We start from the raw sequence: 12497 nt of genomic DNA, 5'->3' as shown, positions 1-12497 counted from the left end.
TACCAAGGTGTCCCGAATCAACACAGAACTATATATAGCACGTAGGATTTTTTCTACCCGCGAGGGGAAAAAGCGGTTTTCGCGTTCCATTGTTTCATTCGCCATTATCGGCATAGCATTGGGACTTATCGTGATGATTCTCTCCGTGGCAATTGTCACCGGTTTCAAATCGCAAATCCGCAAGAAGGTAATTGGTTTTGGTTCCGATATTCAAGTGGTGAACTACGATTCCAATTCGTCATACGAAAACAAGCCCGTCCCCAAACAACAGCCGTGGCTCGACTCGCTACGCGGCATGCCGGATGTGAGGCACGTGGAAATGTTTGCGACCAAACCCGGTATCATCAAAACCAAAAAGGAAATTCAGGGCGTCGTGCTGAAAGGAGTTGGCCCCGATTTTGACTGGAGCTTTTTCCGCAAAAACATGGTCGAGGGCAAAATCTTTCATGTTAAGGATTCGATTCGCACCGACGACGTTATCATCTCGCAACAGCTGTCAGACTTACTGAAACTGAAATTGGGCGATCCGCTATTCATGTATTTTCTGAACGATGCCTCGAGTGCTCCGCGCATGCGTCGTTTTAAAATAACCGGCATATACAAAACCAATCTCGAAGAGTTTGACAAGTTGTTCATTCTTGCCGACATCAAGCACATTCAGCGTTTGAATAACTGGACGAATAACCAGGTAAGCGGTTTTGAAGTTGCGCTGAATAATTACGACGAGATAGATCACATGACGCAGGAGGTTCGTAACCTCACACTTCGATACGAGGATCAGAAAAACCTGCCGGTTTTGCGGACCGTAAGTATCAAATATAAGTATCCACAGATTTTCGACTGGCTGAACCTCCTAGACATGAACGTTTGGGTTATTCTGGCTCTGATTTTAATGGTCGCCGGTTTTAACATGGTATCCGGCCTGCTGATTCTTATCCTTGAACGCACTAACATGATTGGTATTTTGAAAGCGCTGGGGACTGAAAACATGAGTGTTCGGAAGGTGTTTCTTTACCTGTCTACTTTCCTAATCGGGAAAGGGATGCTGTGGGGCAACATCATTGGTTTGTTGATTTGTTTCCTTCAGGCGCAGTTTGGTATCATCAAACTCGATCCAACGTCGTACTACGTCAACACCGTTCCAATCAACCTTAAGCTGCTTCACTTTGTTCTGTTGAATATCGGAACGCTGGTTATTACCGTATCGATGCTGGTGATTCCTTCATGGTATATTTCCCGCATCACCCCGGACAAAGCCATCCGGTTCGATTGAGAAAACGTTCAGCGGGAAATTTGTAAATTCAGAGGCATTTATGACAGACTTTTATCAAATACAATCCTATCTCCGGTTTGCACTTTCGCATTCCCTTCCGGGAGAAAAAGCGCATCGTTTGCTGCTTCCCGTCGGGCGAAAACTTAAGCCGGTTACCAGTGATTTGTCTGTCAATCAAAGCGGCGTTTTGCTGACATTGTTCCCCGACAATAAGGAACTTTACACCTGCTTCATTCGGCGGCCGGAAACCATGAAAAATCATGCCGGCCAGATTTCTTTCCCGGGAGGAAGACAGGAAGAACAGGACCCCGATTTGATTGCAACCGCCTTACGGGAATCGCAGGAAGAAGTCGGCGTGATTCCTTCCAGCATCGATATTTTGGGGAGACTGAGCCCGTTATACGTGCCGGTCAGCAACTTCTTTATTTCGCCGGTAGTTGGCTGGAGCGAATCAAAGCCGGATTTTCAGATCAATCACACCGAAGTAGATGATTTGATTTTAGTTCCGGTCAACGAATTACTGGCCCCGAATGCCATCCAAACCACGCAGATTGAAACGCGAAACGGTCCCAGGGAAGTTCCCTGTTTTCGCTTCAACGGTCATATTATCTGGGGCGCTACCGCAATGATTTTCTCCGAATTCCGGGAAGTTCTGAAACAGATGCCTGTCAGGACGCCTTAAACAAATTGCGGTAATGCAGGTACCGGTCCCAAACCTCTTTCACGTAGTTGTAAGGTTCTTCTCCGCGACAATATCCCCACTTCACTAGCGGATCCTTGTAATACTTCGCCACTGATTTGTGCAACAGGAAGTAATCGACATTACCATCCCAAATATTCGGATCTTTCCCGTATTTCCGGGCCAGCCGACGGGCATCGAGCACGTGCCCCAATCCAACGTTGTAAGCCGCCAGTACAAATTTCAACCGTTCAGTCTTATCAGGAATATCGTCGGAGAAATAATTGTCGAGCCACGAAAGCATCTGCGTTCCGCCATAAATATTCTGTTTCGGATCTAACAAGTCGTTTACATTAAACCAGTCGGCCGTTTCCGGCATCAACTGCATCAAGCCAACAGCTCCTGCCCACGATTCCGCATGCGGATCGAAGCGCGATTCCTGGTATATGATTGAAGCAACCAAACGCCAGTCCCAGTGAATTTCCTTACTATCTTTCTTGATGATAGAATCGTAGCGCGAAAGATGGTTTCCGTTGAGCGAGTGATAATTGCTCTGCACGATAGAAGCTGTGCGCGGATTACGGAAATATTTGTTGTACAGTTTCCGGTATTGGTCCGACTTGCGGAAATTCTGAATCCACTCATCGATGTATTGCTTCAGCGAAGGCGAATCTTTACGAACCGCCCAGGCCAGGTACTGAGGAAAGCTGACCGGAGTTTTCACATCGAGGTTGGGGTAGTAGCCTTCGTTGACTTTTCCAACGTTCTCGTCGCAAACGGTGTAATCGATTTTTCCTTCGGCCACCATGGCTACCAACTGTTCCACGCCGTAAACCGAGTCTTCTTTTAAGTGGATTTCAGCTCCAATCTCGTCGGACAGACTGCGCATCCTCTCCGCGTAAGCGGTATTCTTCTGCACATAAATTGTCTTCCCGGCAAGGTCGAGCTGATTACGGACCAAATGTTGATTGATCTCCTCTTCGGTCATTTGACGCCAGTTCCTGGGTTTTCGCTGCACCAGCACCTGACGGGTTTGTCCCAATGGGTAAGTAAACGAAACAATCTGATTACGTTCTTTCGTTATCGTCAGGTTTTTGGCCACGAGGTCAACCCGGCCGGCATTCAAATCATTAAATGTCTCCTCCAGGTTATTCCGCACATTGATTTCCAGTGTTACTCCCATGTGTTTGGCCAGGGCTTTCAGCAATTCGTACTGAAATCCCATGGGACGACCACGGTAGACGAAATAGTTGGTGGAGTTATAATCTACAACTGCTTTCAGCTTCCCGTCTTTCAGGACTTTGTCCAATTCATTCGTTTGTTTCGGGAAATGGTCATCCTCGACACGTGTTGGGGCAGTAGCCCGCTCACATGAAATGACCAGTATAGAGAAAACAGTGAAGAGAAGAAATATGTATCTTCTGGTTCTCATAAGCTAAATGTAAGGGAATAATTGCAAACGTGCCAAATGCCGGACGGTCTAGTTGTAGAACGACCAGGCTACTCCAAAGCACATAGTTGCAATCTGTTCGGGATAAGTCGGGGTTCTGAAATAGCCCCCGTTCATAAACTTTTCACCCAGGTTCGAATATTTCAAATAGAACCGGGTACGTTTCAGTTTAAGATTGATAAAGGCATCGAGCCAAGGGTAGTTACCGACTTTTTCGGTATTCTGAACATAAAACATTCCAGTCGCCGGATTATAATTATCGGCATAGTAACTGGATTCATAATGAAAATCAAACCCGATTTGCACATGCAAAACCTGCGAAACCAGCGTTTGATAATAAGTACGGTTCCGGAACATGATCTCCGGCAGATGAAGATATTTATCAGTAGTAGTCCATTGATAAACAAACTTATTATAGAAATGTAGTCCTCCTGCCACAAACTCCTTGGCCAGATAAGCCTGCATGACAGAGAACTCCGAGCTTGCCTGCTCGGGCACAGCGTTCTCGTTAAAATAAATATAGTTATTAACGATACGATAGTCAGCACCAGTGGTCAGACGCCAGTGCGGATTGTCATAATATCCGCCCACTGATAAGTTGTAGGTTCTGTAGAAGTTATTGTCCCATTGATAGTGATTCGAGAAGTAATGCTGCAAGAAATAATCCGGCGTCTCGTTTTGCATTCTTCCGTAAACGTGAAGCACCGAGGTATCACGCTTAGTGCGAATGGGTTTTTCGACATAACCACTGATGTCAAAATCACCAAATTTATATCCTTGTATGTAGTATTTTCCAAAAGCGTTCCAACTCCAGAACTTTCCTTCGGTACGGTACAATGCACCACCGATATACGTGTTCGTGAGGTTGTGCGACTGTGTCAACCCGACGGTGTCGTTTGCACCTTTCATCGGGTAGTAAACTTTAATCAGATTGTTCCCGATGAATGCCTGCTTTCCGAAAGAGTACTTCCTGTCAGCCGATTCCAGAACTTTCATCCGAAAGGTGTTGGTAACCCTTCTTTCACCAGCTTTATCGTTGGTAGCCAAATCAGATGTGGTCCCCACTTTTGAATTGATCAATGGCTGGTGTCCATTTCCGTAAAAGTAAACCGTATCCACCGGATTACTGAATACAAAATACGGATTCGGGTCCGTTTCAGTGAATGCGCGTTGACTGTTAGCAAAGTCGATGGTATGCATGAAAGCCACACGGGGAACGAATTTCTGATACATCTCATTCTCTTCTTTCACTTCCTTCCAGCTTCCTACTTTAAACTGGTGCGATAAACTCGCATACAGATTTTGCATTTTCGAGTTAGCGCCATCGAGCCAAACAGGCATGTTCTCCGGCTTCAAATCCGGATTCTTAACATCCGTTGGGCGAAGCAATCCACCACTTTCCTGATTCTTAAAACTGTTGTGCCCGACGGTAAACCAGAGGTCATACTTCGGGCCGTTGTAACTCAAAAACAGACTCAGGTTATTGTCTTTGGCTTCCGCATTGAGGTATTGCCCCTGCGAACCAATCGAGCCGTAATGAATCCCAAAATTAAACTCGGGCGATACATTTTGTGTGTGCAAAACATCCAGCCAGGTTTCGCCATTGGGCCGATTATTGAACCACTGTCCGTATTGCAATAGGGTATAAGGAGTAGTGGTATTGTAGTAGTCAGTCGTCCCGGGCCAAATACCATAAGCTCCGTGATTATTCAGGAAAATGAAATCCGAATATTGCTTACGGTTAAAGAATTGATTGCTTTGGTAAGCCGTCCCAAAGTTTCCCAGGTTTTGCACCGAAATATTATTCTCGTAATAGGGCTTATACTCCTGAAAATCCGTCAGGGCTGTATCAAGCTGTACGCGCTGCGGACGCGACAAGCCGTCCACCATATTAAATACATGAATGATCGAAACGATGGAGTCCTTCTTCTGTGGATTGGCAGACAGACGTTGCTTGCCCACATTCTCGGGCATACCACGTTGAGCCTTCACCGTGCCGGCCAACGCCAGCAGGATAAACAAGAGTCCTATTTGTCTCTGAAAATTCATCTGCGCAAAGATAGCTATTTCGGCGTCGTGACATCACTTCGCGACCATTTTATCATATGTTATATGGTCTGCTTCATATCAAATGCCCTGCAAGGCCAGTTAATATAAGTTTTTGCCGATTTATTAAACTATCGTTAAGCCAGCCACTTACTAACTCGCTGGTAATTTATTCTTTAACAAAGATAAACTGCTATCGTCAGCTTATTAATTATTGTTAATAATGAACTGAAGGTATAGAGTGATATCATGCTTTTTACATAAAAAAGCCCGACTCCAATAAAGGAACCGGGCTTTAAGTAAAATAAGCGGCGACCTACTCTCCCACATCTCTGCAGTACCATCGGCGCTGACGGGCTTAACTTCTCTGTTCGGAATGGGAAGAGGTGGAACCCCGTCGCTGTAGCCACCTAAAGTTTTCAGCTTTGCTTTTCAGCTATACAATATCTTATAGTCATACAGAAGTCTCTGTCTGATGTCTCTTTTCTGACATCTTGCTTCTTTTGACTGACATGAACCCTGGAAGAAAACAATTTCATTACAACAAAAACACCAATTTATAAAACCGGCAAGGAAAGTTTCGGGCAATTAGTATCGCTCGGCTTTGACGTCACCGTCTTTACACCTGCGACCTATCTACGTCGTAGTCTCCAACGACCCTCTAAGGAGACCTCATCTTGAGGCGAGCTTCGCGCTTAGATGCTTTCAGCGCTTATCTCTTCCACACATGGCTACCCAGCGGTGCTCCTGGCGGAACAACTGGTAAACCAGAGGTATGTCCAACGCGGTCCTCTCGTACTAACGTCAGGCTCTCTCAAGTCTCCTACGCCCACAACAGATAGGGACCGAACTGTCTCACGACGTTCTGAACCCAGCTCGCGTGCCACTTTAATGGGCGAACAGCCCAACCCTTGGGACCTTCTCCAGCCCCAGGATGTGACGAGCCGACATCGAGGTGCCAAACCGCTCCGTCGATATGAGCTCTTGGGAGCGATCAGCCTGTTATCCCCGGAGTACCTTTTATCCTTTGAGCGATGGCCCTTCCATACGGAACCACCGGATCACTATGCTCTAGTTTCCTACCTGATCGACTTGTAGGTCTCACAGTCAAGCGCGCTTATACCATTATGCTCTGCTGGCGGTTACCAATCGCCATGAGCGCACCTTTAGAAGCCTCCGTTACTCTTTTGGAGGCGACCACCCCAGTCAAACTACCCACCACACACTGTCTCCCATTTCTGGGATTAGGCCCCAGGCAAGCAAAGGGACGTATTTCAAGGATGACTCCACGAATCCTGGCGAACCCGCTTCAATGTCTCCGTCCTATCCTACACATCACTTACCCAGAACCAATGTGAAGTTGCAGTAAAGGTTCACGGGGTCTTTCCGTCCCGTTGCGGGTAAGCGGCATCTTCACCGCTACTACAATTTCACCGAGCTCGTGGCCGAGACAGTACCCAGATCGTTGCACCATTCGTGCAGGTCGGAACTTACCCGACAAGGAATTTCGCTACCTTAGGACCGTTATAGTTACGGCCGCCGTTTACCGGGGCTTCGATTCAATGCTTCTACCCGAAAGTATAACATCCCCTCTTAACCTTCCGGCACCGGGCAGGTGTCAGGCCATATACATCATCTTGCGATTTAGCATAGCCCTGTGTTTTTGATAAACAGTCGCCTGGGTCTTTTCACTGCGGCTGGCTCGCGCCAGCGCCCCTTCTCCCGAAGTTACGGGGCCATTTTGCCTAGTTCCTTAGCCACGAATCACTCGAGCGCCTCAGGATTCTCTCCTTGACTACCTGTGTCGGTTTACGGTACGGGTTCTCTACACCTGTAGCTTAGAGGTTTTTCTCGGAAGCCCTTAGGACCACTATCCGATTGCCCGAAGGCTCTCGGTACTGTCGGGGTTCACCTCACCGCGCGGATTTGCCTACGCAGTTCAACGGCTACGCCCTTCAACGTACTATTCCGTCAGTACGCGGGTCTTTCATCACTTCGTCACCCCATCGCAGTCTAGAGAAGTATCGGAATATTAACCGATTCGCCATCGACTTCGCCGTTCGGCTTCGCCTTAGGTCCCGACTAACCCTGATCCGATTAGCGTTGATCAGGAAACCTTAGTCTATCGGCGGGCAGGTTTCTCACCTGCCTTATCGTTACTTATGCCTACATTTGCTTTTCCGGACGCTCCAGCATACCTCGCAGTACACCTTCAGCGCCGACCGGAATGCTCCCCTACCACTGTAAATAAATTTACAATCCATAGCTTCGGTGGTATGTTTAATGCCCGATTATTATCCACGCCCGACCGCTCGACTAGTGAGCTGTTACGCACTCTTTAAATGAATGGCTGCTTCCAAGCCAACATCCTAGCTGTCTAAGCAATCAGACCTCGTTTGTTCAACTTAACATACACTTGGGGACCTTAGCTGATGGTCCGGGTTCTTTCCCTCTCGGACACGGACCTTAGCACCCGCGCCCTCACTCCTGGTGAGCATCTTGCAGCATTCGGAGTTTGTCTGGAGTTGATAGGCGGTGAAGCCCTCGCATCCAATCAGTAGCTCTACCTCTGCAAGACTCATAACCAAGGCTGCACCTAAATGCATTTCGGGGAGTACGAGCTATTTCCAAGTTTGATTGGCCTTTCACCCCTACCCACAACTCATCCAAGGACTTTTCAACGTCCCCTGGTTCGGTCCTCCATCCCGTGTTACCGGGACTTCAACCTGGTCATGGGTAGATCACATGGTTTCGCGTCTACCCCCACTGACTATACCGCCCTGTTCAGACTCGCTTTCGCTTCGGCTCCGTGGCTGAACCACTTAACCTTGCCAGTGAGGAGTAACTCGTAGGCTCATTATGCAAAAGGCACGCCGTCACCCCCTAAAGGGCTCCGACCGCTTGTAGGCGTACGGTTTCAGGTACTTTTTCACTCCCCTGTTCGGGGTGCTTTTCACCTTTCCCTCACGGTACTGGTTCACTATCGGTCTCTCAGTAGTATTTAGCCTTACCAGATGGTCCTGGCAGATTCAGACAGGATTTCGCGTGTCCCGCCCTACTCAGGATACTGCTAACTCCGCAAGCCTTACACGTACAGGACTTTCACCTCCTTTGGTGTGACTTTCCAGAACACTTCCGTTTCGTCTTACTTTGTATATCGCAGTCCTACAACCCCGAAAGTGCCGAAACACTTCCGGTTTGGGCTATTCCCCGTTCGATCGCCACTACTGGGGGAATCACTTTTGTTTTCTTTTCCTCCGGGTACTTAGATGTTTCAGTTCTCCGGGTTAGCTTCCTGCATAACAGGATACCATGCTTATGCATGGTGGGTTGCCCCATTCGGATATTCGCGGATTAACGGTTATTTGCACCTCCCCGCGACTTTTCGCAGCTTATCACGTCCTTCGTCGCCTCTGAGAGCCAAGGCATCCCCCGTACGCCCTTTCGTACTTTCTCTCGCCTTGTTCGAAGGTTTTATCCTTCGGCGTTTCTCTTGTAACTCTGTTGTTTTTCTTCCAGCATGTCAATGAACTTCATCCCTTTCAGGATATGTGGATTACAGGGAATCGAACCCTTTCCTCTTTCAGGCGCCAGCCTAATCCTTCGTGTTCCAATACGTTTCTTTATGAACTTTTCCTGGTGTTTACACCCTCGTGGAGAATATCGGAGTCGAACCGATGACCTCTTGAATGCAAATCAAGCGCTCTAGCCAACTGAGCTAATCCCCCGTCTGTGCAATGGGTAATCAATAATGTGTAATGAATAATTACTAATTACCAATTTGCGGTTACTTCCGCTTTGCCTAATAAACAATCTGACTCATTACTAATTGTTCATTATTCATTGCTTTAGTAGTCCCGCCCAGACTTGAACTGGGGACCTCTACATTATCAGTGTAGCGCTCTAACCAGCTGAGCTACGGGACTGTCTGCAGAATTGAGAATTGAAAATGGATAATTGATAATGTCCGTTTCCTGCTCTGCATCTGCTTCTCTCAGACCCGTGCATTGAATAGTGAGAACCGCTTTGCATTGAATTCTCAACTTCAATTCTCAATTTTCAATTGCTCTTGTGTTTTACAGTATCTTTTAAAAAGGAAGAAGTAAGCATCCTCTGCTCTAATTTCCTCTCAGAAACCTATCGTGTCGGCTCCAGAAAGGAGGTGTTCCAGCCACACCTTCCGGTACGGCTACCTTGTTACGACTTAACCCCAGTCATTGGTTTTACCCTAGGCCGCTCCTTGCGGTTGCAGACTTCAGGTACCCCCAACTTCCATGGTTTGACGGGCGGTGTGTACAAGGCCCGGGAACGTATTCACCGCGCCATGGCTGATGCGCGATTACTAGCGAATCCAGCTTCATGGAGTCGGGTTGCAGACTCCAATCCGAACTGAGACCGGCTTTTGGGATTAGCATCCTGTTACCAGGTAGCTGCCCTTTGTACCGACCATTGTAACACGTGTGTAGCCCTGGACATAAGGGCCGTGCTGATTTGACGTCATCCCCACCTTCCTCTCACCTTACGGTGGCAGTCTCGCCAGAGTCCTCAGCTTGACCTGCTAGCAACTGACGATAAGGGTTGCGCTCGTTATGGGACTTAACCCGACACCTCACGGCACGAGCTGACGACAACCATGCAGCACCTTGTAAAACGCCCCGAAGGGAAGTCACCTTTCGGCAACGGTCATTCTACATTTAAGCCCAGGTAAGGTTCCTCGCGTATCATCGAATTAAACCACATGTTCCTCCGCTTGTGCGGGCCCCCGTCAATTCCTTTGAGTTTCAACCTTGCGATCGTACTCCCCAGGTGGATAACTTAATGCTTTCGCTTAGCCGCTGACTGTGTATCGCCAACAGCGAGTTATCATCGTTTACGGCGTGGACTACCAGGGTATCTAATCCTGTTCGCTCCCCACGCTTTCGTGCATCAGCGTCAGTTACGCTTTAGTAAGCTGCCTTCGCAATCGGTGTTCTGAGTAATATCTAAGCATTTCACCGCTACACTACTCATTCCGCCTACCTCAGGCGCACTCAAGCTATACAGTTTCAATGGCAGTTCTACAGTTGAGCTGCAGCATTTCACCACTGACTTATATAGCCGCCTACGCACCCTTTAAACCCAATGAATCCGGATAACGCTTGCATCCTCCGTATTACCGCGGCTGCTGGCACGGAGTTAGCCGATGCTTATTCCTGCAATACCGTCAAATCACTACTCGTAATGACCATTCTTCTTGCAGAAAAGCAGTTTACAACCCGTAGGGCCGTCATCCTGCACGCGGGATGGCTGGTTCAGGCTCTCGCCCATTGACCAATATTCCTCACTGCTGCCTCCCGTAGGAGTCTGGGCCGTGTCTCAGTCCCAGTGTGGGGGATCATCCTCTCAGAACCCCTAGGCATCGTCGCCTTGGTAAGCCGTTACCTTACCAACAAGCTAATGCCACGCATGCCCATCCTGTACCGCCGAAACTTTATTCAGAGTCCCATGCGAAACTCTGAAACTATGGGGTATTAATCCGGATTTCTCCGGGCTATCCCCCTGTACAGGGCAGGTTGCATACGCGTTACTCACCCGTGCGCCACTCGTGTACCCCCGAAGGGGCCTTACCGTTCGACTTGCATGTGTTAAGCCTCCCGCTAGCGTTCATCCTGAGCCAGGATCAAACTCTTCGTTGTAATCAAAAAGTTTAAATGTCTATTTGCCTGGCACGATCAGTTTTTCCTCTAAAAGAAAATTGAACTTCTGGTGCTTATCTTCTTTCCTTTTCAATATTTTCAATGAACTTGTCTTCTTCTTGACTCCTGCCCCTTCTGCCCAACCCTCAGTTGCCGTCGGACGGGCCGAAAAAAGCGTTGCAAAGATAGAAATCTTTTCGCGTTATCTCCAAATCTTTTTTTGCCTTTTTTCTAAAGGCTCAGTACCGGAAATCAACGCCCGTTTTTCAAAAACGTGGCGGCAAAGATAAAACCTTTTATCCCGACTTTCCAAATACTTCTTCAAAAAAATTTGCGGGGTGATTTCTACGGGTAAAAACCGAACGACTCCGGCCTCTTCTCTTCCCTTTTCAACCTCCCACTGAACGCTGCTCCCCTTTCGGAAAGCGGATGCAAAGAAAGCGTATTTTTTCTTTTCTCTCCAAACCTTTTTTCCTTCTTTTTTGACATAAAATCGCAAGTGACTGAGTAGCTGAACTAACTTATTTCAAAAAAATGCTTAAATGTTGTTGCAAGAGAGTGGAGGCCGGGAAAACGGCTTGGAAAAATGCTGGGTTGAAAATACAAAAACAGTCCTCTGCAGCTGGTGCGCAAATGAAGACTGTTTAGTACTCTATCCCTACTTTATCTATACTTAAAATCTACTTTTCGTGTGCTTTTCCGTTGCCGGGCATGCTTCAGGAAACTGTGTGCAGCGTAACAGCGTCTTTTTTTATTCAACTCCCTTGGAGTTGCTCTGGATTCGGGGAACCAATCCTCCGGCTTCACCGGAGGTGATAAACATCTTTCCCTGGCGGGAAACTCTTTGACCGGCCAGCCCGCTTTTCGCCTGACGGCGATATCAAGGACGAGGCTTATTTGAAAAGCATACCCTTATTGGAAGAAAACTACAGAAACATTTCTAACAACAGGAACAACAGAAACCGCGAAGCGCAACCCGGAACTTGAAATTTTGAAACCTGAAACCGAACTTACCCAATCACCACATCCAGTTGGCGGCCTTCTTCAAATTGCTGATCATCGGTTTGTAGTATGCACACTTGCTATCGCAGCATAAATCCAACGAGGATTATTTTGTATCCCTGTTTTTAAAGTAATGCTCTGATTTTCCCCACAACCTTCCGGCTTTCCGAAAAAGCTTTTTTGTGGCATTTTCAACAGATTTGTTTGCCTTCCGGTAGGTTTCGCTCTCATGTATTTTGTCTGCGGTGTCGTCCATAAATTCTTCCGCCTTATCAATCCATTGCTCTGCTTTATCCTGAAAAGTCTTCTCTTCAGGTTTCTTGTTTTCGTCGTTTTCCATCGTTTGATTTTTTTCCAAATAAATTCTTCTTC

Annotated in this window: 5 protein-coding genes, 2 tRNA genes and 3 rRNA genes; 2 read left to right on the top strand and 8 right to left on the bottom strand. The window is 47.5% G+C overall.

What is annotated here, in order from left to right; all coding sequences use genetic code 11:
* Positions 1 to 7: 7 nt before the first annotated feature.
* Both GJU87_RS20550 and GJU87_RS20545 read left to right on the top strand, forming a co-directional pair.
* On the top strand, positions 8 to 1273 hold the full coding sequence (locus tag GJU87_RS20550) for an FtsX-like permease family protein (protein ID WP_228492066.1): 1266 nt from the start codon (positions 8 to 10) through the stop codon (positions 1271 to 1273).
* 40 nt (positions 1274 to 1313) lie between these two features.
* A complete protein-coding gene (locus tag GJU87_RS20545; protein WP_153641178.1) occupies positions 1314 to 1955 on the top strand; it encodes a CoA pyrophosphatase in 642 nt (213 codons plus the stop codon).
* Here the strand turns inward: GJU87_RS20545 and GJU87_RS20540 are convergent.
* From GJU87_RS20540 to GJU87_RS20505, 8 genes are all read right to left on the bottom strand, one after another.
* On the bottom strand, positions 1942 to 3384 hold the full coding sequence (locus GJU87_RS20540; RefSeq protein ID WP_153641177.1) for a transporter substrate-binding domain-containing protein: 1443 nt from the start codon (positions 3382 to 3384) through the stop codon (positions 1942 to 1944). The genes GJU87_RS20545 and GJU87_RS20540 overlap by 14 nt on opposite strands.
* 48 nt (positions 3385 to 3432) lie before the next feature.
* Complete coding sequence (locus tag GJU87_RS20535; protein WP_153641176.1) at positions 3433 to 5451, bottom strand: putative porin; 2019 nt, start codon at positions 5449 to 5451, stop codon at positions 3433 to 3435.
* A 300-nt stretch (positions 5452 to 5751) separates the two neighbouring features.
* Positions 5752 to 5862 (bottom strand): 5S ribosomal RNA (rrf, locus tag GJU87_RS20530).
* A 155-nt stretch (positions 5863 to 6017) separates the two neighbouring features.
* Positions 6018 to 8904 (bottom strand): 23S ribosomal RNA (locus tag GJU87_RS20525).
* Positions 8905 to 9102: 198 nt separating this feature from the next.
* Positions 9103 to 9176 (bottom strand) — tRNA-Ala (locus tag GJU87_RS20520).
* A gap of 124 nt (positions 9177 to 9300) precedes the next feature.
* Positions 9301 to 9374 (bottom strand) — tRNA-Ile (locus tag GJU87_RS20515).
* Positions 9375 to 9603: 229 nt separating this feature from the next.
* A 16S ribosomal RNA gene (locus GJU87_RS20510) occupies positions 9604 to 11123 on the bottom strand.
* Together the 16S, 23S and 5S rRNA genes with 2 tRNA genes alongside form the textbook arrangement of a ribosomal RNA operon.
* A gap of 1108 nt (positions 11124 to 12231) precedes the next feature.
* Complete coding sequence (locus GJU87_RS20505; RefSeq protein WP_106541400.1) at positions 12232 to 12465, bottom strand: hypothetical protein; 234 nt, start codon at positions 12463 to 12465, stop codon at positions 12232 to 12234.
* Positions 12466 to 12497 lie beyond the last annotated feature (32 nt).

The sequence above is a fragment of the Prolixibacter sp. NT017 genome, assembly GCF_009617875.1.
In the GTDB taxonomy this organism is placed as follows: Bacteria; Bacteroidota; Bacteroidia; order Bacteroidales; family Prolixibacteraceae; genus Prolixibacter.
The sequence above is the reverse complement of the archived record's forward strand: the minus strand, read 5'-3'. Positions and strand labels throughout refer to the sequence as shown.

Coding starts and splice junctions, on each gene's coding strand:
- GJU87_RS20535 (WP_153641176.1), bottom strand. CDS start 5,451: ATGAATTTTCAGAGACAAATAGGACTCTTGTTTATCCTGCTGGCGTTG.
- GJU87_RS20505 (WP_106541400.1), bottom strand. CDS start 12,465: ATGGAAAACGACGAAAACAAGAAACCTGAAGAGAAGACTTTTCAGGAT.
- GJU87_RS20545 (WP_153641178.1), top strand. CDS start 1,314: ATGACAGACTTTTATCAAATACAATCCTATCTCCGGTTTGCACTTTCG.
- GJU87_RS20540 (WP_153641177.1), bottom strand. CDS start 3,384: ATGAGAACCAGAAGATACATATTTCTTCTCTTCACTGTTTTCTCTATA.